Source organism: Spirulina sp. CCY15215, from assembly GCF_016888125.1.
Classification (GTDB): Bacteria; Cyanobacteriota; Cyanobacteriia; order Cyanobacteriales; family Spirulinaceae; genus CCY15215.
In genome coordinates this window covers 1-20,171 of sequence record NZ_JACSWA010000584.1, presented here as the reverse complement: position 1 = coordinate 20,171, position 20,171 = coordinate 1, and the positions used below count along the sequence as shown (strand labels likewise).

Genomic DNA, 20,171 nt, shown 5'->3' with positions numbered 1-20,171 from the left:
CGATTATTCTTCCGATGGAGTTTCACTTTCCGAGTTAGAGTCTATATTACCCTCAGTTGAGAGATTTGTTTCGTCTTCTGGGGTGGCGGCAACTTTTACCATGGCATGACGCAAGACGCGATCGCCGATCATGTAGCCTCGAACCAATTGCTCAATTACCACCCCTTCGGAATATTCAGCAGTTTGTTCTCTCAACATGGCTTCGTGATAATTGGGATCGAATTCTTGCCCTTCGGGACGCATGGCAGAAACTCCCAAGCGCTTGAGGCAATCCACTAAATTTTTATATACGCCTTGATAACTTTTGTGAATTCCCATTTCGCCCTCATTGGCTGGACGGATTTGCGATCGCGCTCGCTCGAAGTTGTCCACTACAGGTAAGAGTTCGTTAATCGTATTGCGTTTGGCAAAAACTTCCCGTTCCTCTTTTTCTTTTTGCGTCCGTTTGCGGAAGTTATCAAAATCCGCAGCAATTCTCACTGATTGAGCTTTCAAGGATTCTGTTTGTTCGGTTTGTTTGGCGAGTTGTCGCTTCAGAGACTCGATTTCAAATTGCAAGGCTTCCAGAATCTGCACTTGCGCCCCCTGAACTCCAGCCGCGTAGGTTGCGCCTTCCGTCCCTCCTCCCGAAGCCTCGGGTTGAGAGTTTAAAGATGCCCCACTTTGACCCTGTTCCGTTTCTTTGAATTCGAGGTCTTTAAGTTCGAGAGCTTCTAGGGTAGAGTCCTCAAGATTTTCGCCGCGATCGCTTTGATTCATAGAGCCGATTTCCTGCGGGTCAGCAGTCTGGTCTTGTGCCACAGCAACATCGGGAGAACCTTCTCCTGGTGGATTTCCTAGCGGATTGTCCAAGATGCTGTTTTCCTTGACCTTATCCCCAGACAAATCTGATGATTGATCTGGATGTTCTAAGGTTTCTTCTGACTGCTTTTGGTCGTCGATCATCGTACCTTAAATTTTGCCTTTAAATTTTGCCTTAAATTGGAAGGCTTTACGCCTTTGAATCATCATACCGCCCTTTCTCTATCTCGATCTGTCTGCCGTCAAGATTTCTTCTCGGTACGGATGATGTTGCTCTTCTTTTTACTAGAGAACAGGTTCGATGGGCGATCGCCCTTTTTCTCCTCGAACCTACTTTACAAAACTTAGCACAAAAATCACTAATTTTTCTCTGGTTCGTAGTAAATCCATCTCCAGTGTCAATATTCTAAAGTTATCATCATGGATAATTGAGTTGAAAGAATCCCAAATGCTTCGCAAGGAGCGATCGCGCCTTTTTTCTGATGAGTACGAGTCGAAATCGTCTTCAATTGATTTAGTCTTAGATACAGCCTTAACAATTTCCCATCGAGTCGAGGGATATAGTTTAAGAAAGTTAAAGAAGAGGGAACAAAAGGCGAACCGAATCCCATTCCCCAGCCCGCCCCCTACCATTTTTTTCAGGAAATACGTCACCCAACGACTATGACCCAATCTACACCTAGATCCTCTCGGCGTTCCCGCGCTCTAACCATTCGCAATGATTTTTCTCCGTTCGGTAACAAAATCATTCAAGCTGGTTTTGCAGATAACGAACAGATGAAGCAAGCCCTTGCCGAAACACGCAAATCCGGTCGTCCCCTGACCGAGGCGATCGAGAACATTACGGGTCGCCAACTTACCCCCGAGCTACAACGGCAGTACAAAAAACAACAACTTTTTGAGCTTAAAATTCTCTACGGGGTTGATTCCCTCGATCCAGAAATTGACCCCACCTCGGAGAATCAAATGGCAGAGTTGATCGAGACATTAATTCCCATCGATGTTTGTCGCCGTCATTATCTCGCTCCCCTTTCGAGAAGCAATGGGAATCCCCCATCGGTTTTGGTGGCCATGGTGAACCCCGATAACCTCGAAGCCCAAGATGATTTGGGACGCATTCTCCGTCCCCAAGGCATTCAACTTCAGCGCATGGTGATTACCCCTCAAGATTATCAACAACTTCTCGATAAATACTTAGACGAACAAGTTAAACGGGAAAAGCAAAGAGAAGATGCCAAAGCCGTAGATATGAGCGGCTTGGTTCAAGATTTGGGAGCCCTCGAAGATGCTCCCGACGAAAATGAAGACGACTTGGGAGCCGCCGAAGATGCTCAAGGTGCGCCCATTGTGAATTTAGTCAATAAAATCTTAATGCGGGCGCTCAATGAAGACGTTTCCGACATTCACATCGAACCCCAAGAAGAAGAACTAAGAGTACGTTTCCGCAAAGATGGAGTTTTAGTCAAACCTTTTCCCTCAGTCCCGAAAAAGGTAGCCCCCGCCGTTGCCGCTCGTTTTAAAATTATGTCTGAGTTGGACATTGCGGAAAAACGGATGCCCCAAGATGGCAAAATTCGTCGAATGTATAAAGGGCGCAAAGTTGACTTCCGGGTGAGTACCCTACCCAGTCGCTATGGGGAAAAAGTTGTTTTGCGAATTTTGGATAACTCGGCGACTCAACTGGGATTAGATAAACTGATCTCTCACCAAGAATCCTTGGAATTAGTGCGAGAGATGGCCAGTCGTCCCTTTGGTTTGATCCTCGTTACCGGACCGACGGGATCGGGAAAATCTACCAGTTTGTATTCCGTGCTGGCGGAACGCAATGACCCTGGTGTAAATATTAGTACCGCCGAAGATCCGATTGAATATTCCTTGGACGGGATTACTCAAGTTCAGGTTATTCGGGAAAAAGGCATGGACTTTGCTTCCATTCTGCGGTCTTTTCTGCGGCAAGATCCCGATGTGATTCTGGTGGGGGAAACGCGAGATAAGGAAACCGCAAAAACGGCAATTGAAGCTGCACTTACGGGTCACTTAGTCCTCACTACCCTACACACCAACGATGCTGCTGGCGCGATCGCCCGTCTGGATGAAATGGGGGTTGAACCTTTCATGATTTCCGGCGCACTACTGGGGGTCTTGGCACAACGCTTAATGCGACGGGTTTGCAGCGAATGCCGCATCCCTTACGAGCCGACCCGAGAAGAACTAGCACGCTATGGGATGTCTGCTTCTCAAGAGGGCGAACTCACCTTCTACAAAGCTAATTTTGTCGCTCCTGACCAACGCAACGCCGACACTTGCGGCAAATGCAGTGGAGTTGGCTATAAAGGGCGGGTTGGGGTCTATGAAGTCATGCGGAATAGTGAGGAACTGCAATCACTAATTAACGGGGGCGCATCCACCGAACTGATTAAGGAAAAAGCAGTTGAGGAAGGCATGATTACCCTGCTTGCTTATAGTTTAAATTTGGTGAAAGAAGGCAGTACAACCCTAGAGGAGGTCGATCGCGTCACCTTCACCGATGCAGGGCTTGAAGCCGAACTTAAAGCCAAACGCAAGAGCGGCTTAACTTGTACCACTTGCGGGGCAGAACTGCAACCCGAGTGGATCGACTGTCCGTATTGCATGACCCCTCGTTTTGCGGATTTATAATCTGCCTATTTTTGGTTGAAAAACGGGCATCCTAGACTCAATATCAATGGCGAGCGATCGCCCTACAGCAAATCTATTCAGGAGAAATACAAATGGACTTAATGATCGAAGACTTATTGGAACAGTTGGTAGAAATGGGCGGCTCTGACATTCACATTCAAGCGGGAGCGCCAATCTATTATCGCATTAGCGGCAAACTGCAACCCATCGGCGAAGAACCTCTCACTCCCCAAGAGGCACAAAAGCTGATCTTCAGTATGCTGAACAACAAGCAGCGCAAAGACGTAGAGCAAAACTGGGAATTGGATTCTTCTTATGGGGTGAAAGGTTTAGCTCGCTTTCGTCTCAATGTTTACAAAGAGCGAGGGTGTTGGGCGGCTTGTATGCGTGCCTTATCTTCTAAAATTCCTAATTTCGATATGTTAGGGCTTCCCGATATTGTCCGAGAATTTACCGAACGCCCTCGGGGAATGGTATTAGTAACCGGGCAAACTGGATCGGGAAAAACGACAACGATGGCGGCGATGTTAGACTTAATTAATCGCACCCGAGCCGAACACGTTCTCACGGTAGAAGACCCGATTGAATATGTCTTTCCCAATGTGAAAAGTCTATTCCACCAACGACAAAAAGGAGAGGATACCAAGAGTTTTAGTAACGCCTTAAAAGGTGCGCTCCGACAAGACCCAGATATCATTCTGGTGGGGGAAATGCGAGATTTAGAAACTATTGCTCTTGCGGTTTCTGCCGCAGAAACAGGACACCTTGTTTTTGGTACTTTGCACACCAACTCTGCTGCGGGAACGATCGATCGCCTTTTAGATGTCTTTCCCCCAGAGCAACAACCGCAAATTCGGGCGCAAATGTCTCAATCTCTTTTAGCAGTTTTCAGTCAGTGTTTGGTGCAGAAAGACAACCCCAAACCGGGAGAATTTGGACGAGCAATGGCTCAGGAAATTATGGTGGTTACGCCGGCGATCGCCAACTTAATTCGAGATGGTAAAACTGCGATGATTTATTCTTCCATTCAAACCGGAATGAAACTAGGAATGCAAACGATGGAGCAAGCATTAGCTGATTTAGTCAAAAGGAATGTCATTTCTTACGAAGAAGGAATCAGTAAAAGCGGTAAACCCGATGAATTGCAACGTCTCGTTGGTGCAGGAGGAACGGCTAAAAAGCGTTAAACCGAATCACAAATAACTAATCATTAATAACAATGCCTACATTTGTTGCTGAAGTAAAAGATTCTAAAGGCAATCTCGTTAAAGAAAAGGTAGCGGCCACCTCACAAGAACAAGCTCGCATGATTCTTCAGAATCAGTATAGTAGCGTTGGGGAAATTAAATCGGTAGGCTTAAATCTAGACTTAGCCAGCCTGACGGAAAAAATGACCAGCGTTGGGGTCAAGGATAAATCTGTCTTTTCCCGCCAATTTTCCGTTATGGTCAATGCGGGGGTGGCAATGGTGAGATGTTTGGGGATTCTGACGGATCAATGCACCAACCCCAAGTTAAAAAAGGCGCTAACGGGAATTAGTGCGGACGTACAACAAGGGGTGAGCCTTTCCGAGTCCATGCGAAAGTATCCCGAGTGTTTTGATAAACTTTACGTTTCGATGGTGGAAGCGGGAGAAGTTGGGGGGGTTCTCGATCAGGTTTTAGATCGACTGGCGGTATTGTTGGAGAATATGCAGCGCCTCAACAATCAAGTTAAGTCAGCGATGGCTTATCCTATGGCGGTGGGATCTTTGGCGGTGATCGTCTTTTTCGCCATGACCATCTTTTTGATTCCCATTTTTGCGGGGATTTTTAAAGACTTGGGAACAACCCTACCGTTACTCACGCAAATCATGTTGATTTTGAGTAATTTATTCATTCCGGATGCTAACGATTGGTGGTTTTGGCCGGGCTTCATTGGTACGATTGTGGGGTTAAGCACAGCCTACAAGCTCTACTATAAGACCCCCGCCGGACACTTACAAATTGACGGATTCTTTTTAAAAGCCCCTTTAATCGGCGATTTGAATCAAAAAAATGCTGTAGCGCGATTTTGTCGGATTTTCGGGACTTTGACGCGATCGGGGGTTCCCATTCTCAACTGTATGGATATCGTGCGAGATGTTGCCGGTAATAAGGTGATTGAGGATGCGATCGAACGATCGAAAAGGGAGATTCAACAAGGGGGAATGATCAGCCTTGCTTTAGAAAGGGAAGGGGTATTTCCTCCTCTCGCCATTCAAATGATGAGTATTGGCGAAGAAACTGGGGAATTAGATACGATGATGATGAAGGTGGCAGACTTTTATGAGGATGAAGTCGAACAAGCAGTTAAGGCTTTAACCAGTGTCATCGAACCATTAATGATGGTAGGGGTTGCGGGAATTGTCGGCGTGATCTTGCTGTCGATGTATCTGCCTATGTTTGCCGTGTTTGATGAATTAGGTTAGGGAAAGATTATGTCTGTCAAACAGTTTGCTTATGAAACTCTCCTGACGCAATATAGCGATCGCGATGGCGCGATCGCCTTGTTGCGGCAATATAGACCCTATTTAGAAATGATTCCCAGTTTGCGCCGTCCTCTCGAAAGCGTTCTGGTTTTACCGCTTCCGGTGGCACGCATTCGCACACCGAAAACGGGGGAAAGTTCGGATAATCGCTTTACACCAAATACGGCGACTCAACTGCCCTGCGATCTGGCAGTTTTGATGTGCGATCCAGAGTGGAAGGTGAAAATGGGGCCAGAAATTGTGGTCTTTATTCATCGTCCCCATGAGGATTTTTCCGATCTTTTGATGCGCTGGCGACAGACTCAAATGTATTTGGATAAGGATTATGAATGGCTAATGCCTCATTTTTATGAGGATATTCTTTGTGAAGGGACGGATAAGTTATACCCACTTTTTGTACTTTCTTCTGATAGTCCTAGTCGCATTCTCAAGGGGTTGGCTGGCGCTCACCTTCCCTATGTGGTTCAATCAATACCAACGATGCCTTTTGATGATGAACCGATTGAATCTTTAACGGTTGAAGATGGTTTGGAAATTGAGGAATGGGAATAAATTTGGGATTGAAAAAGGCGATCGCGCTGAAAATTACTGAAAATTAATGACTGAACCAACATCGATCGCGATCGCAACCCGAAAAACTTTCAATTGTCCCCTTATTCTTCCGGCGCGGCTTCAGGAACATTAGGGGTAGAATTTGAGAAAGGATTGGGATTTGATCGCTCAATTTGCGCCCCGCGATCGTAAACCTCAATATCCCATTGTCCCGAACGATTGGTTTCAAAAGCAACAAAACGCCCATTACCGCTAATGGTAGGATTCCGAACCTCTCCTAACAGATTTTGGGTAATAGTTTTGGTTTGGTAAGTTTTGCGATCATAAACAATAATATCTGGCTTCCCCGATCGCTCGGAAACATAGACAATATAGCGACCATCAGCACTAATATCCGGTTGATCGTGCAAAACTCCAGGTTGGTTTAAACCTGGAAGCGGTAGTAATTGACGGCGTGTTAAGTCGTAAACGTAGATTTGGCGATGATTGCGGCGATCTGAAGCAAAAACAACATAACGACCATCATAAGAAAAACGGGGATGATTTTCTGATGAAGTACTATTAAGAGTTGCCCCCAAACCTTGGGTGGGTGGGGTAATAAAATTTTGTCTGGTGCAGGCGATCGCAAACAAACAGACAATTCCTCCCAACCCAAGGCGACTCCAACCGCGAGATTTGCGAGAATTAGCGATCGTGTTCCTGCTCATGAAGTTCGGGCAAATTGCAACAGTTGACTTCATCAATGCACACCTTACCCCATTGCAATGCCCAACGGACTAGGGCGACGCGATTCTTGGTCAATGTTTTCGTTAAAATATTACTGATGTGGTTATCTACCGTTCTCTTACTAATCGCCAATTCCCGAGCGATTTGATGATTGGTTAACCCATTAGAAACACACTCGATAATTTGTACCTCCCGTTCCGATAGCGATATCGGCGAGTTGAACTTGCCCTCAGACATAGAAGCTCTCTCTACCCTTAGTTATTTTTACCTATTCTGTCCCGATTTTAGCGGAAACTCGATCACCCTCACGTCCTTTATTGATAATTATTCATTGATAATTGATAATAATTCATGGATCATTGTTCAGCGTCAATCGATCGCCCGTTCCGAATCAATGAGACAATAAGAGCGAATCTCTATCGAAAAGTAAAGGTTGTATGAGTTATCTGCGTGCGATCTGTTTGGGCGAAATCCTGTTTGATTGTTTGGCGGATCGGGTGGGAACTTCTCGAGAAGAAGTCCAAAATTGGACTCGTTTTCCAGGAGGAGCGCTTGGGAATGTAGCCAGTGGTTTAATGAAATTAGGCACACCTGCCGCATTTATTGGCTGTGTCGGGCAGGATACTGATGGAGAAGAATTGGTTCGTTTGCTACAACGATTAGACGTAGATTGTCGAGGAGTTCAATATCATCCCACGGCACCGACACGGGAAGTGTATGTTTTACGTCAGGAAAATGGCGATCGCCTTTTCGCTGACTTTGGCGATCGCCCTGCGGATGCCTTTGCTGATGCTTATTTAGACAGTTCGCAACTTCCCGTCGAACTCTTTCAAGCTGCCGAATATTTAGTAATTGGTACACTAGAATTGGCTTATCCTCAAACACGAGAGAGTGTATTTCGGGCCTTAGAACTGGCAGACGAATACTATCTCAAAATTGTTTTGGATGTGAATTTGCGACGGATGTTTTGGGTTAATCCTCAAGAATCTTATCGTTTGATTAGTTCTTTATGGCAAGCCGTTGACTTTATCAAATTTTCTGGGGAAGAAGCGCGTTATTTTTTCGGAACCACCGATGCAACGACAATTTTCTATGAGATCGACTCTGCGGAAGGTGTTATCGTCACCAATGGGGGTAGCGGCAATATTTCCTACTGTTTAACCGATAATTCCGGCGCGATCGCACCATTTAATATTCCCGTTAAAGACACAACAGGGGCAGGAGATGCCTTTGTGGCTGGGTTGATTCATCAATTTTGTCAGCGCGGAATTGGTTGCTTGCAAGATGCCGATATGGCTCGAGAAATTGTTACTTATGCCGCCGCCGTAGGTGCGATCGCCACCACCCGCTCGGGTGCCATGAATGCCCAACCCACAGCATCGGAAGTTGATATATTTTTACAATCAGTGAGTTCTCCTTAAATGTTGCCTACAAATACAATTCTGCCACCTCTGTGACCGCCATACGCGATCGCGTCCCCAAGGTAAGGGGAGAAATTTCTCCGCGATTAAAATGATCGGCAGCAGCACAGGCGATCGCGGCGGCATTATCAGTGCAAAGACTTAACGGAGGACAGTAAACTTGTAAGTTATGCTGGGTCGCGGCTTCCTGAAGATGCTTTCTTAAAGCACTATTCGCCGCAACCCCTCCCCCTAAAACGATCGCCTTTAATTCGTAATCTAAAGCGCAAGCAATCGTTTTTTTCACCAGCGATCGCGCCACGGTTTCTTGAAAACTGGCAGCCAAATCCGCGATCGGCAATTCCCCTCCCTGCACCTCTAACTTCTGCACTAATCGCAACATCGCTGTTTTTAAACCGCTAAAACTAAAATCATAGGGATAATACCCTCCTTCTGGCTTAGATACCCGTCCTTCCGGTAAAACAAAGGCATGAGGATTACCCTGTATAGCGATTTTATCGATCGCAGGTCCCCCAGGATAACCCAACCCCAATAACCGCGCCACCTTATCAAAGGCTTCCCCCGCCGCATCATCTCGCGTTGCCCCTAACTGCTCATATTGTCCGCTATCTCGAACCCGAATTAAACTGGTATGACCCCCCGATACCAATAAACATAAAAACGGCGGTTCTAACTCAGGTTCGTTCAAATAGGCTGCGTAAATATGCCCCTCAAGGTGATGAACCCCCAAAAAAGGCAGATTGCGAACCATTGCTAAAGTTTTCCCTGCCGTCACGCCCACCAATAGCGCCCCCAGCAACCCAGGGGCGCAGGTTGCCGCGATCGCCGCGATCGCCGACCAATCCAACCCACTCTCCCGAAAAGCCGCCTCAATACAGAAATTAATCGTTTCAAGGTGTTGACGCGAGGCCACCTCGGGAACTACCCCCCCATACTGTTGATGAATTTTGATCTGAGACGCAACAATATTGCTTAAAATCAGGCGATCGCGCACGATCGCCACGGCGGTTTCATCACAACTGGTTTCGATCGCTAAAATTGTTGCCATTCTTCTTTGTCTCTTCTCTTCCTTTTAATATTTCTTAATAATATGATAAAAACCTTGGTTAACATTACCTCATCAGAGTAATATTGCATCAATGTACAGCGTCAATGTACAGCATCAATGTACAGCATCAATAGCTGGATGCTTTTGTACAAAGATAGATTGTTTTGTAACAAAAGGTAACATTTTTTATGCGAAAGTTATTGGCATTAATTTTGGTGGCCGCATTGTGGTTCAACTTTGCTCCGGCAGCATCGGCAGATAGTAATCTCGTTCCTTGTAGCGAGTCGGCAGCCTACCAGCAACGGGCGAAAACTTTTGTAAATACCACCAGCGATCCCCTTTCCGGTCAAGCTCGGGCAGAACGTTATTCTAAAGCACTTTGCGGTGTTGATGATGGTTTGCCCCGTTTGATTGTTAGCGGTCGTTTGGATCATGCGGGAGATTTTACGATTCCTGGACTCCTGTTCCTTTATATTGCAGGTTGGATTGGCTGGGTTGGTCGTTCTTACCTCATCACCATGCGCGGTGAAAAGGATGCAGAGATGAAAGAAATCATCATTGATGTTCCTGTCGCTATCAAGTTAATGATCGGTGGATTTATTTGGCCTTTGGCAGCAGTTGGCGAGTTTACATCAGGTCAGTTAACCGCTAAGGATTCAGAAATTACTGTTTCACCTCGTTAGCTTTCTGGCTTATTCGGATTCGAGTTTAATTTTTCAGTTGTTTCGTTTATTATTTGGAGAGTCGTCACAATGGCAAAATTCCTTTCTAGCGCCCCGGTCTTACTTGCGGCATTGATGACCTTTACTGCTGGACTTTTGATTGAGTTCAATCGCTTTTTCCCTGATCTGCTGTTTCATCCTATGCCGTAGGAAATTTGCGTAATACAAACATTCATAGATAAACTAAAAAATTGAGTGTTGTCGAAAACTCGCAATTCCCCAAGGATTGCGAGTTTTTTGTGTGAATAAGCAAAAGCTGATTAGTGAATTGGTAATATTAATGAGATTAAAGGTTAGCTTACACTTAAGGCAAAATCTCTCCAGTTTTTTGGAGAATAAAACCTTTAATTTTTGAGTAGGATTCTGGATCATTTTGCTTGGTTAGAATAATAGGTACAGAAGAATCGGGAATCCAAAAGGTGAGTTTACCATTAGTCGTATAACAGAAACTCCCAATCCGGTTGAGATTGATAAAATATTCGCGGCGATCATAAAAGAGGCGTATCCAACAGCCCAATAGAGAATCTTCGACGATCGCCTGAATATAATCTTGTATCTTTTGATAGTCTTCTGGACTACTTTGTTGCATCACGATAATGGGAATCGAACTATCGGGCAACCAAAAGGTAATTCTCCCATTAGGAGAGGAGGCAAAGGCACTAATGCGATCGAGATTGACAATATAATGTTGCCTTTCGTATTTAATCTTGACCCAATATGCCACGAAACTTCATCCCTAAACACTTATCAATTATCAATTATCATACCTTTACCGTTGTTCGTTCCGAGGAATTTGGATATCCCTGGCTGCTGGGGGTTTCGAGTTGCGATCGCAAAGAAGCAGAGATTTCCACATTTTGACCTAGGGCTGCTTTGACAAAGCCGAGAAAGAGGGGATGGGGGCGATTGGGACGAGAACTGAATTCAGGGTGAAATTGTGTCGCGAGAAAGAACTTGCGATCGCTCAATTCGATAGTTTCCACCAAACGTCCATCGGGAGAAGTCCCCCCAATGGTATAGCCCGTTTCTAATAAAAGATTGCGATAAGCATTATTAAACTCGTAGCGATGGCGATGGCGTTCATAAACCACCTCTTTTTGGTAGAGGGAATGAGCAAGGGTATTAGGGGTGAGACGACAAGGATATAAGCCCAAGCGCATTGTACCGCCTAGGTCCACGACATCTTCTTGTTCGGGGAGAAGATTAATAACAGGATTGACAGTTTCGCCATCGAATTCCGCACTATTGGCATTGTCTAACTTGGCAATATTGATGGCCCAATCGATAATGGAACATTGCATTCCCAAACAAAGACCCAAAAAGGGAATATCGCTTTCGCGGGCATATTGAATCGCCGTCACTTTACCATCAACCCCGCGAACGCCGAACCCTCCTGGAACGACAATGCCGCTAACATCACTTAAATATTTTGCCGCGCTTTGGGCTTCAATATCTTCTGCACTGACCCAACGAATATTGACTTCACTGTTGAGGGCGATCGCAGCGTGGCCGAGGGCTTCGACCACAGATAAGTAAGCATCGCTGAGTTTGACGTATTTCCCCACCAAGGCAATTTCCAGACTATTTTGAGGCGCTCTCATGCGTTCGACCAGGGTTTGCCATTGGGTCAGATCCGGGAGGCGCTGCTCGAGTTTGAGGTGTTCTAGTGTTTGTTTGGCGAGTCCTTCCCGCTCTAACATTAAGGGAACCTCATAAATGCTGCTGGCATCTTGAGAGGTAATCACGCATTCTACGGGAACGTCACAGAATTCCGAGAGTTTTTCTTTAATACCAACTTCAATGGGGCGATCGCTACGACAGACTAAAATATTGGGTTGAATGCCCAGCGATCGCAGTTCTTTGACGGAATGTTGAGTGGGTTTAGTTTTCATTTCTCCCGCCGATGCGATCCAAGGCATGAGGGTGACATGAATAAAAAGAACGTTATCTCGTCCCACATCTTTACGGAAGCGTCGAATTGCTTCTAAAAAGGGCTGAGATTCAATATCGCCAACCGTACCACCGATTTCTGTAATCACGACATCAGAATGGGTATTGGTAGCAACGCGCTTAATTCGCTCTTTAATTTCGTTGGTAATATGGGGAATGACTTGAACTGTCCCCCCTTGATAGTCTCCTCGACGCTCCTTATTGAGAACAGCTTGGAAAATACCCCCTTGGGTGACGCTATTGAGGCGAGACATGGAGGTATCGGTAAAGCGTTCGTAGTGTCCCAAGTCTAAATCTGTTTCTGCCCCATCTTCGGTGACGAAAACTTCCCCATGTTGATAGGGACTCATGGTACCGGGGTCAACGTTAATATAAGGGTCGAGTTTCAGAATAGAAACCGAGTAATCGCGAGATTTAAGCAATCGCCCCAAACTGGCAGCTACAATGCCTTTTCCGATGCTGGAGACGACTCCTCCGGTTACAAATACAAATTTAGCCATTATTCAGTTATCCCGACTGTCATAACCCAGTATTGCGTTCTCGATACATTTTGACATAATCCTATCATTAATCGAGTATCGTACCACCGGATAGGGAAATAATGGTATTGATAAAAGCCTTTAACTCCGGACACTTTTGAATCGCGATATTAAGATCTTTTTTTTCTAAAATCTTTTTTCCATGAATTGTTTTACTATAGCTTTTTTTGCATTTACCTCGCTCAAAAATATCTTTTATTCTCTTAGAAGGAGGATTATTGTAGTTAACTGTTTCCGGAAAAGGACTGGGACAGGAAAGATTATGGTCCGCTAATTCTTTAATTGTTTCCCAATAGGGTTAAAGCAATAACAGCTTGATAAGCATTTTTGCCACTCAATAAATTCTCAACTACTCGTTTTAGTTTATCGTTTGTAGGAATGCGACCATTTTGAGGGATAAATTTAAGTGTTGGCATTTTTTGATCTAGAATTGGTTTAAGAAAAGAGTGTAGTTTCTCTTTAAAAGCCATCTCTGTCTCTCCTTCTACTAAAATTGCAATTTTCATGGACGACCTCCGAGAATATTCATTGCCCATAATTGATCTAAAGTATAATCTTCTAACCACTTTTCAAGATCGAGAGTATCCGCCCAAGTCATTGTCGTTGCCCCTTCTTCAAGATCGCAAATTAATATCTCATGGGGTTCGAGAAATCGCACTAATCGATCCGAATGAGTGGCAACAATTAATTGTGTGTGTTTTGCGGCTTCTCTCAGAGAATATACTAAATATCGTAACAGTTCGGGATGCAAACTGACTTCTGGCTCATCAATCAATGTAATTTGACTTAAATTATCACTTTGCAAGAGAGTTGTTAACCAAAGAAATCTTAGCGTTCCTTCCGAAAGTTCGTGCATATAAATGGGGTCGCTAAATTTTTTATCTTTCCATGTTATTGATAAAGTTCCTGCCGCAACTGGAGGAAAATTTAATTTTTCAAAATCAGAGAAAGCCGTAGAAAGAATACTTTCAATCGTTTCAAAATCATCTTGATTGGTTTCTCTCAAATTGTAAAGACAAGAGGCTAAATTTTCACCATTTGCCCCCGGTAATTTGGATGGACGCATTGCTTGAGGCAATCTAATCGGACTTTGAGGAGAAACATCTAATGCCCCATAATAACTCGAAGATCCCAAACTTTTTCTCAAATTTTCAGGCTCCTGATACATTTTGGGAACTTGAGCAAGGGAGGTTTCTAGATAATTGTGTTCCCAATTAGGAGTTACAAGTTTTCTATCTTCTTGACTAAAATACTGAATTCGCGATCGATAAGAATCTATATATTTAAACGGTTCGTTTTGTGAAAGATCGCTATGCTGAGTTAAGGTTTCTTGTTTGATTTCGTAAGCGAAACCTTTTGGAGATAGAACTAAATTATATTGCAAAGGTTCATAATCCGGAACGGTCATCGAAACACCTATTTCCAATTCCCGCGATCGCCCTCTCGTTAAAATTTCATTCAAACCACCTTGAATTTGTAATGTATCTAATAATTGACCATTGGCCGAAGCTGACAAGAGCGAAAATACATCTAAAAAAGAGGTTTTCCCCGAACCATTAGCTCCGATCGCGACGACTAAATCTCTCATTTCTAAATCTATATCTTGGAGTCGGCGAAAACCTTTAATAGAAATGTGTTCGAGTTTATTCGTGTTTGGCATATAGCTAAATATCGATCTTTGGATAAAAATTTATCTTGTGAAAGGTGCTTGCACTTCTACGAGTTTCCCATGGCCCTATTCTACATCAGCTTGAGGGAGGTGTTTGTAGCGATCGTCCAAATCAAGGCAAAATGGGAGCAGGTCAGTTTTGTAAGAACAGTGGAAAAACTTTCGGTTTTGGGGTTAGATGTGGGTAAAAAGCGAATTGGTGTAGCTGGTTGCGATGGTTTAGGACTGATCGCCACAGGTTTAACTACGGTAATTCGCAGTTCTTTCGTGAAAGATGTGGAACAGTTTAAAATTTTGGTGGAAGAGCGTCAAGTGCAATTATTGGTGGTGGGGATGCCCTATTCTCTTAATGGTGCGATCGGGTTTCAGGGGCGGCAGGTAGAAAAGTATGCGAAACGCATTGGAGAGGCTTTGTGTCTTCCTGTGGAATATATGGATGAACGTTTGACTTCCGTAGAAGCGGAGGAACAAATGAGAGTGCAACATATTTCAATATCTCGCAATAAGGCCACAATCGATCGCAAGGCAGCCGCTATCATTCTACAACAATGGTTGGATTGGCGACGGGAAATGATGGCTCGTAATCCTTCAACTCAAGCCTAGTCAAGGTTAAGTTGTTGCGAATTCGGATGACATTCATCACCAAATTTTGTAATCGCGATCAGAGTTTTTGAAGACTGCGATCGCAGTGTCTTCGTGCTTAAATCACATAAACAACCAATAGAGATCGCTGCTTTTGTGTAATTTCTCTCATCTCCGGAACTGATGAGGCTTACATTAGGGTAGCCGTAGATATCACGCCCACTTGGAAAAAATTAAGGGATAGTCGAAAAAGGGAATTCAAGAGGTCGAAATATGGATAATACACAAGTGCAACTACTTCCTGGGGCGATCTCGGAAATGCTTGCTTCTGCTGCGGATACTGGGGTTCTAACTTTGGGCGATCGCTATGGGTTAATGGCTGCTGTTTTAGATGAAACCCTTGAGGAACAAGAGAGAAGGGCGATCAATCGCCTATTGAGGGCAGTTATTCGAGGACGATTGCAAGTAATCTGAATTTCACAGTCAGATGAGAGATTGTAAATGCTGAATTAACTGGGGGGCTTGTCGTACTCCTTCAATGCGATCGACAGGTTCGCCATTTTTGAAGAGTACGAGGGTGGGTAAGGCTTCTATTCGGTATTTGGAGGCAAGATGAGGGTATTTATCGCTATCGATTTTAACTACTTGCACGCGATCGCCGATCTGTTGGCTGACTTCTTCGAGAATGGGAACCATAAGTTGACAAGGACCGCACCAAGTGGCATAAAAATCAACTAAGACGGGCTTAGAGGTTTGGGCAAGTAATTCTTGAAAGCTGGAGAATTGTTTTTTAACAGCCATTTATTGTTGAAGGGGGAAAGAGACAGAATGAGTAATAAGTTGATTTTAGGGCAAAAATCCGAGATTGTAGATTAGGCAAACCTTAAGAGAAGAGGGTCAGGTTATTTATGGAAGTCTTGCCAGAAAATTTACAAAACTTGAAAGGGAAAGTTGCGATCGTAACCGGGGCATCTAGAGGCATTGGTCGGTCTATTGCCCTGTCTCTGGCTTCGGAAGGGGCAAAAGTAGCGGTGAATTATGCGCGATCGCGGGACTCCGCCGATGAAGTAGTCGCAGAAATTACCGCCCTTGGTGGAGAGGCGATCGCCCTACAAGGAGATGTTTCCCAACCCGATCAAGTTGAGAATCTCATCAATGAAACCAAAGGTAAATTCGGGCGCATTGATGTCTTAGTGAATAATGCCGGAATTACCCGCGATACCCTGCTGCTGCGGATGAAACTGGAAGATTGGCAAGCAGTTATCGACCTGAATTTAACGGGAGTTTTCCTTTGTACTAAAGCAGTGAGTAAATTAATGTTAAAGCAACGTAGCGGCCGTATTATTAATATTGCTTCCGTTGCCGGGCAAATGGGCAACCCAGGTCAAGCCAATTATAGTGCGGCTAAAGCTGGGGTAATTGGCTTTACGAAAACCATTGCCAAAGAAATGGCCAGTCGCGGTATTACGGTCAATGCCGTCGCCCCTGGATTTATTGAAACCGATATGACCCACGACCTCAAAGCTGACGAAATCCTCAAATACATTCCCCTCGGTCGTTACGGACAACCAGAAGAAATTGCGGGAATGGTAAGATTTCTGGCTGCCGATCCTGCTGCTGCTTATATTACCGGGCAGGTTTTTAATGTCGATGGCGGCATGGTAATGGCTTAGGAGTCAGCATTAGCTTGCCGCGATCGCCTTGACTGCTTCGAGAGATAAATTTAGGGTAGAGTCTTTTCTTGCATCTGGCGATCGCGCATCTATATATCACCCAAGCAAAAAGGAAAAAATTGATGCTAAGGTTTTGAGAGACACAATACCGATCGCGGTTTTGAGTTTTTGAATGTTGAATTTTAATCATGTCTCAAAAAAATGAAACTTTACCCCTGATTTTGGCGCTGTTCATTACGGCGGGAATTTTAGGCGGGGGATATTGGTGGTTTACTCGCAAACAATCTGGGGATCTGGCTCAAAATGGTTCTGTCTCCACTCCCCCAGCTTCTAGTTCAAATGACCCGAATACCTCCCCTCCTGCTGTCACGACTCCTCCAGCATCGGGAACAACTTTTCCTCTCCTTCCTTCTGTCCCTGCCGGAACTGTTGTGAACATTGATGGTTCTACCAGTATGGTGCAAATTAACACTGCACTAAAGGCGAAATTTGAGGCACGATATCCCGATACGGCGATCGTCTGGCAATCTCAAGGGACAGAGAAAGGCATTGCAGCAGTGTTAGCGGGGAGTGCAGAGATAGCAGCAATTTCTCGTCCTTTAACCCCTCAAGAAGAGGCACAAGGATTAGTTGCTATTCCCATCGCCCAAGATGCGATCGCCCTGGTTGTTAGCAAGAATAACCCTTTTCAACGCGGTTTAACTCAAGCGCAAGTTATGGGTATTTTTACTGGGCAAATTACCGACTGGTCCCAAGTGGGCGGTAAAAACAGCCAAATTCGCGTTCTCAATCGACCGCAAGTCAGTGGCACCCATCAAGTATTTCAAAGTCTTGTTTTAAATGGAAACAATTTCGGTACGAGTCCTAATATTCAAACAATGCCCAGAGATGAAACAACAGGAATGATGCAAGAATTGAGACTGGATGGGATTGGTTACGCTACATTTAATCAAGTTGTCGATCAGCAAACTGTGCGGGTGGTTGCTGTTGATGGTTTAACGCCAGAATCAGCGAATTATCCCTACAAACGAGAGCTTTTCTATGTTTATAAAAATCCTCCTACCGGTAGTGTTGCAGCTTTCTTGGGATATATTACATCCGATGAAGGTAAAGGGGCGATCGCAGGTCAATAATGCGAGCTTGACAGTACAAAAAACTAAATTATAGTGAGGCAGAAAGGCGATTGTAGCCCAGGCGCAACTCGATCGCCGTCCTCAAGAATATTGGGCATTTCGGAAGAGAATATGGCAGTATAGTAAGTTAAGCGTTCAGAATGAGCAATAAATTTTTATGTCAGTCTTGGCAGCAATCGGGGTTCTCGCCCTTTTAATCGTCGTACACGAACTCGGACATTTTGCCGCCGCAAGGTTGCAAAATATTCACGTTAATCGCTTTTCTATTGGTTTTGGTCCTGTATTGTTGAAATACCAAGGACCCCAGACGGAATACGCTATTCGTGTTTTCCCTCTCGGAGGATTTGTCGGATTTCCTGACGACGATCCCGATAGCGATATTCCTCCCGACGATCCCGATCTACTTCGCAATCGTCCCATTTTAGATCGGACGATCGTTATTAGTGCGGGGGTAATTGCGAATCTAATTTTTGCTTATTTTCTCCTCACGGCTCAACTTGCTACGATAGGATTATCTGATTTTAATTATCAGCCTGGTGTGGCGATCGCGGAAGTTGTCACGGAACCCGTTACTGCTGCTCAAAAAGCGGGCATTGAAGCAGGAGATATTGTTTTAAGTATTAACTCCCAAAAACTCGCAGCATCGGAGAAATCCTTACCCGAGTTTATGGAAAAAATTCAACAGTCTCCCGATCGCCCGATCACTTTAGAAATTAAGCGGGGGGAAGAAATATTATCTCTGCAAGTTACCCCAGAATTAGGAGCAGACGGCCAAGGTAAAATTGGTGTTATTCTTTCTCCCAATGGCGAATTATCCCACGATCGCCAAAATCCTATCACTGCTTTAAGTATGGGTGCGAATGAATTCCAACGCCTTAGCGTCCTAACTTTTCAAGGATTTTCCCATCTTATTCTCAACTTTAGCGAAACAGCAAATCAAGTTGCGGGACCTGTCAAAATTGTTGAAATTGGAGCAAGTCTGGCTCGTTCTGATGCTGGCAGTTTATTCCAATTTGGTGCTTTAATTAGCATTAATTTAGCGATTATTAATATTTTGCCTTTACCTGCATTAGATGGCGGTCAATTGGCATTTCTGTTAATTGAAGGACTGCGAGGTAAACCTCTCCCCGATCGCATTCAGGACAATATTATGCAAACGGGATTTGTTTTACTGCTCGGGTTAGGTGTATTCCTTATTGTTCGCGATACTGCTAATCTTGAAGTGATTCAAAAACTTTTCCAACAGTGAGTTTAAATCGTAAGTGGGCGAGTAATCAACAAAGGGCGCTAGAAATTCTGGTTCGTCTTAAGCGCCTTTACCCCGATGCGAAGTGCAGTCTCGACTATGAAACGACTGTTCAACTTCTCGTTGCAACCATGCTTTCCGCACAATGCACCGATGAACGAGTAAATAAGGTGACACCCGCATTATTTGCCCGTTTTCCCGATGCAAAAGCACTGGCGCAAGGCGATCGCGAAGAACTAGAAAATCTCATCCATTCCACAGGATTCTATCGCAATAAAGCCAAAAATATTCAAGGTGCTTGTCAAAAAATTATCACTGAATTTAATGGCGAAGTTCCTCCTTATATGGATAAATTGCTGCAACTTCCAGGAGTGGCGAGAAAAACAGCAAATGTAGTTCTCGCCCACGGATTTGGGAAGAATATTGGGGTAACGGTAGACACTCATGTTAAACGATTAAGCAACCGCTTGGGATTGACAGAATATAGCGATCCCCTCAAAATCGAACGAGATTTAATGCGACTTCTCCCTCAAGAAGATTGGGAAAATTGGTCAATTCGTCTCATTTATCATGGTCGTGCTGTTTGCAAGGCACGCAAACCAGACTGTCAGAATTGTACTTTAAGAGATGTTTGCCCTTATCTTTAATTAAAAATCTAAATTAAAAATCTAAATTAAAAATCTAAATTAAAAATCTAAATTAAAAATCTAAATTGAAAATCTAAATTAAAAATCTAAATTGAAAATCTAAATTAAAAATCTAAATTAAAAATCTAAATTAAAAATCTAAATTGAAAATCTAAATTGAAAATCTAAATTAAAAATCTAAATTGAAAATCTAAATTGAAAATCTAAATTAAAAATCTAAATTAAAAATCTAAATTAAAAATCTAAATTAAAAATCTAAATTAAAAATCTAAATTAAAAATCTAAATTAAAAATC

21 protein-coding genes and 1 pseudogene are annotated in these 20,171 nt (G+C 44.1%); 13 read left to right on the top strand and 9 right to left on the bottom strand.

Annotated features, from left to right (window positions below; translation table 11 throughout):
• Window positions 1-3: 3 nt before the first annotated feature.
• Entirely contained in the window at window positions 4-945 is a 942-nt protein-coding gene (gene grpE, locus JUI58_RS21780; protein ID WP_239121637.1) for a nucleotide exchange factor GrpE, read from the bottom strand.
• A 519-nt stretch (window positions 946-1,464) separates the two neighbouring features.
• Between grpE and JUI58_RS21775 the strand changes: the two genes are divergently transcribed.
• The 4 genes from JUI58_RS21775 (at window position 1,465) to JUI58_RS21760 (ending at window position 6,520) form a co-directional block, all read left to right on the top strand.
• Window positions 1,465-3,459: a GspE/PulE family protein gene (locus JUI58_RS21775; RefSeq protein WP_204105940.1), complete on the top strand. Its 1,995-nt coding sequence runs from the start codon at window positions 1,465-1,467 to the stop codon at window positions 3,457-3,459.
• A gap of 92 nt (window positions 3,460-3,551) precedes the next feature.
• Window positions 3,552-4,646, top strand: coding sequence for a type IV pilus twitching motility protein PilT (locus tag JUI58_RS21770; protein WP_275414386.1), 1,095 nt, complete (start codon window positions 3,552-3,554; stop codon window positions 4,644-4,646).
• A gap of 32 nt (window positions 4,647-4,678) precedes the next feature.
• The gene (locus JUI58_RS21765; protein ID WP_204105939.1) at window positions 4,679-5,908 is read left to right on the top strand and encodes a type II secretion system F family protein; all 1,230 of its coding nucleotides are present in this window, start codon (window positions 4,679-4,681) and stop codon (window positions 5,906-5,908) included.
• A gap of 9 nt (window positions 5,909-5,917) precedes the next feature.
• Complete coding sequence (locus JUI58_RS21760; protein ID WP_204105938.1) at window positions 5,918-6,520, top strand: hypothetical protein; 603 nt, start codon at window positions 5,918-5,920, stop codon at window positions 6,518-6,520.
• Window positions 6,521-6,621: 101 nt separating this feature from the next.
• Here the strand turns inward: JUI58_RS21760 and JUI58_RS21755 are convergent, their stop codons facing one another.
• Complete coding sequence (locus JUI58_RS21755; protein ID WP_204105937.1) at window positions 6,622-7,227, bottom strand: PD40 domain-containing protein; 606 nt, start codon at window positions 7,225-7,227, stop codon at window positions 6,622-6,624.
• Window positions 7,205-7,483 carry a helix-turn-helix transcriptional regulator gene (locus JUI58_RS21750; protein ID WP_204105936.1) on the bottom strand — a complete coding sequence of 93 codons (279 nt, stop codon included), beginning with the start codon at window positions 7,481-7,483 and terminating at the stop codon, window positions 7,205-7,207. The genes JUI58_RS21755 and JUI58_RS21750 overlap by 23 nt, the downstream gene beginning before the upstream one ends.
• A 200-nt stretch (window positions 7,484-7,683) precedes the next feature.
• On the opposite strand from JUI58_RS21750, the gene JUI58_RS21745 reads away from it, so the two are divergent.
• Window positions 7,684-8,667: a carbohydrate kinase gene (locus JUI58_RS21745; RefSeq protein WP_204105935.1), complete on the top strand. Its 984-nt coding sequence runs from the start codon at window positions 7,684-7,686 to the stop codon at window positions 8,665-8,667.
• Window positions 8,668-8,674: 7 nt separating this feature from the next.
• Here JUI58_RS21745 and tsaD read toward each other — a convergent pair whose 3' ends face one another.
• Complete coding sequence (gene tsaD, locus JUI58_RS21740; protein ID WP_204105934.1) at window positions 8,675-9,715, bottom strand: tRNA (adenosine(37)-N6)-threonylcarbamoyltransferase complex transferase subunit TsaD; 1,041 nt, start codon at window positions 9,713-9,715, stop codon at window positions 8,675-8,677.
• A 188-nt stretch (window positions 9,716-9,903) separates the two neighbouring features.
• Here tsaD and JUI58_RS21735 point away from each other — a divergent pair, with 188 nt between their 5' ends.
• The gene (locus tag JUI58_RS21735) at window positions 9,904-10,398 is read left to right on the top strand and encodes a Photosystem I reaction center subunit III (protein WP_204105933.1); all 495 of its coding nucleotides are present in this window, start codon (window positions 9,904-9,906) and stop codon (window positions 10,396-10,398) included.
• 69 nt (window positions 10,399-10,467) lie between these two features.
• Window positions 10,468-10,587, top strand: a complete 120-nt coding sequence (gene psaJ / locus JUI58_RS21730; protein ID WP_204105932.1) for a photosystem I reaction center subunit IX — start codon at window positions 10,468-10,470, stop codon at window positions 10,585-10,587.
• A 154-nt stretch (window positions 10,588-10,741) separates the two neighbouring features.
• Here the strand turns inward: psaJ and JUI58_RS21725 are convergent, their stop codons facing one another.
• The 4 genes and pseudogenes from JUI58_RS21725 to JUI58_RS21705 form a co-directional block, all read right to left on the bottom strand.
• Complete coding sequence (locus JUI58_RS21725) at window positions 10,742-11,161, bottom strand: hypothetical protein (protein WP_204105931.1); 420 nt, start codon at window positions 11,159-11,161, stop codon at window positions 10,742-10,744.
• Between the two features lie 37 nt (window positions 11,162-11,198).
• The gene (locus JUI58_RS21720; RefSeq protein ID WP_204105930.1) at window positions 11,199-12,887 is read right to left on the bottom strand and encodes a CTP synthase; all 1,689 of its coding nucleotides are present in this window, start codon (window positions 12,885-12,887) and stop codon (window positions 11,199-11,201) included.
• Between the two features lie 67 nt (window positions 12,888-12,954).
• A pseudogene (locus JUI58_RS27915) lies at window positions 12,955-13,432 on the bottom strand (DUF4276 family protein).
• Window positions 13,429-14,586: an AAA family ATPase gene (locus tag JUI58_RS21705; protein ID WP_204105928.1), complete on the bottom strand. Its 1,158-nt coding sequence runs from the start codon at window positions 14,584-14,586 to the stop codon at window positions 13,429-13,431. Before JUI58_RS21705 ends, JUI58_RS27915 begins: the two are co-directional and overlap by 4 nt.
• A 159-nt stretch (window positions 14,587-14,745) precedes the next feature.
• On the opposite strand from JUI58_RS21705, the gene ruvX reads away from it, so the two are divergent.
• Both ruvX and JUI58_RS21695 read left to right on the top strand, forming a co-directional pair.
• The gene (gene ruvX / locus JUI58_RS21700) at window positions 14,746-15,198 is read left to right on the top strand and encodes a Holliday junction resolvase RuvX (protein WP_204105952.1); all 453 of its coding nucleotides are present in this window, start codon (window positions 14,746-14,748) and stop codon (window positions 15,196-15,198) included.
• A 252-nt stretch (window positions 15,199-15,450) separates the two neighbouring features.
• Window positions 15,451-15,651 (top strand): hypothetical protein, encoded by a 201-nt coding sequence (locus tag JUI58_RS21695; protein ID WP_204105927.1) that lies wholly within the window; start codon window positions 15,451-15,453, stop codon window positions 15,649-15,651.
• Window positions 15,652-15,660: 9 nt separating this feature from the next.
• Here JUI58_RS21695 and trxA read toward each other — a convergent pair whose 3' ends face one another.
• Complete coding sequence (gene trxA, locus JUI58_RS21690; protein ID WP_204105926.1) at window positions 15,661-15,978, bottom strand: thioredoxin; 318 nt, start codon at window positions 15,976-15,978, stop codon at window positions 15,661-15,663.
• Window positions 15,979-16,085: 107 nt separating this feature from the next.
• On the opposite strand from trxA, the gene fabG reads away from it, so the two are divergent.
• The 4 genes from fabG (at window position 16,086) to nth (ending at window position 19,876) form a co-directional block, all read left to right on the top strand.
• Complete coding sequence (fabG, locus tag JUI58_RS21685) at window positions 16,086-16,850, top strand: 3-oxoacyl-[acyl-carrier-protein] reductase (RefSeq protein WP_204105925.1); 765 nt, start codon at window positions 16,086-16,088, stop codon at window positions 16,848-16,850.
• 188 nt (window positions 16,851-17,038) lie between these two features.
• Window positions 17,039-17,983, top strand: a complete 945-nt coding sequence (locus tag JUI58_RS21680) for a phosphate ABC transporter substrate-binding protein (protein ID WP_204105924.1) — start codon at window positions 17,039-17,041, stop codon at window positions 17,981-17,983.
• Window positions 17,984-18,140: 157 nt separating this feature from the next.
• Window positions 18,141-19,232 carry an RIP metalloprotease RseP gene (gene rseP, locus JUI58_RS21675; protein WP_204105923.1) on the top strand — a complete coding sequence of 364 codons (1,092 nt, stop codon included), beginning with the start codon at window positions 18,141-18,143 and terminating at the stop codon, window positions 19,230-19,232.
• Window positions 19,229-19,876 carry an endonuclease III gene (nth, locus tag JUI58_RS21670; RefSeq protein ID WP_204105922.1) on the top strand — a complete coding sequence of 216 codons (648 nt, stop codon included), beginning with the start codon at window positions 19,229-19,231 and terminating at the stop codon, window positions 19,874-19,876. The genes rseP and nth overlap by 4 nt, the downstream gene beginning before the upstream one ends.
• Window positions 19,877-20,171: the final 295 nt, after the last annotated feature.

What these genes read in the sequence shown, in the direction of transcription:
- grpE (WP_239121637.1), bottom strand. Translation starts at nt 945, where the DNA reads ATGATCGACGACCAAAAGCAGTCAGAAGAAACCTTAGAACATCCAGAT.
- JUI58_RS21775 (WP_204105940.1), top strand. Translation starts at nt 1,465, where the DNA reads ATGACCCAATCTACACCTAGATCCTCTCGGCGTTCCCGCGCTCTAACC.
- JUI58_RS21770 (WP_275414386.1), top strand. Translation starts at nt 3,552, where the DNA reads ATGGACTTAATGATCGAAGACTTATTGGAACAGTTGGTAGAAATGGGC.
- JUI58_RS21765 (WP_204105939.1), top strand. Translation starts at nt 4,679, where the DNA reads ATGCCTACATTTGTTGCTGAAGTAAAAGATTCTAAAGGCAATCTCGTT.
- JUI58_RS21760 (WP_204105938.1), top strand. Translation starts at nt 5,918, where the DNA reads ATGTCTGTCAAACAGTTTGCTTATGAAACTCTCCTGACGCAATATAGC.
- JUI58_RS21755 (WP_204105937.1), bottom strand. Translation starts at nt 7,227, where the DNA reads ATGAGCAGGAACACGATCGCTAATTCTCGCAAATCTCGCGGTTGGAGT.
- JUI58_RS21750 (WP_204105936.1), bottom strand. Translation starts at nt 7,483, where the DNA reads ATGTCTGAGGGCAAGTTCAACTCGCCGATATCGCTATCGGAACGGGAG.
- JUI58_RS21745 (WP_204105935.1), top strand. Translation starts at nt 7,684, where the DNA reads ATGAGTTATCTGCGTGCGATCTGTTTGGGCGAAATCCTGTTTGATTGT.
- tsaD (WP_204105934.1), bottom strand. Translation starts at nt 9,715, where the DNA reads ATGGCAACAATTTTAGCGATCGAAACCAGTTGTGATGAAACCGCCGTG.
- JUI58_RS21735 (WP_204105933.1), top strand. Translation starts at nt 9,904, where the DNA reads ATGCGAAAGTTATTGGCATTAATTTTGGTGGCCGCATTGTGGTTCAAC.
- psaJ (WP_204105932.1), top strand. Translation starts at nt 10,468, where the DNA reads ATGGCAAAATTCCTTTCTAGCGCCCCGGTCTTACTTGCGGCATTGATG.
- JUI58_RS21720 (WP_204105930.1), bottom strand. Translation starts at nt 12,887, where the DNA reads ATGGCTAAATTTGTATTTGTAACCGGAGGAGTCGTCTCCAGCATCGGA.
- JUI58_RS21705 (WP_204105928.1), bottom strand. Translation starts at nt 14,586, where the DNA reads ATGCCAAACACGAATAAACTCGAACACATTTCTATTAAAGGTTTTCGC.
- JUI58_RS21695 (WP_204105927.1), top strand. Translation starts at nt 15,451, where the DNA reads ATGGATAATACACAAGTGCAACTACTTCCTGGGGCGATCTCGGAAATG.
- trxA (WP_204105926.1), bottom strand. Translation starts at nt 15,978, where the DNA reads ATGGCTGTTAAAAAACAATTCTCCAGCTTTCAAGAATTACTTGCCCAA.
- fabG (WP_204105925.1), top strand. Translation starts at nt 16,086, where the DNA reads ATGGAAGTCTTGCCAGAAAATTTACAAAACTTGAAAGGGAAAGTTGCG.
- JUI58_RS21680 (WP_204105924.1), top strand. Translation starts at nt 17,039, where the DNA reads ATGTCTCAAAAAAATGAAACTTTACCCCTGATTTTGGCGCTGTTCATT.
- rseP (WP_204105923.1), top strand. Translation starts at nt 18,141, where the DNA reads ATGTCAGTCTTGGCAGCAATCGGGGTTCTCGCCCTTTTAATCGTCGTA.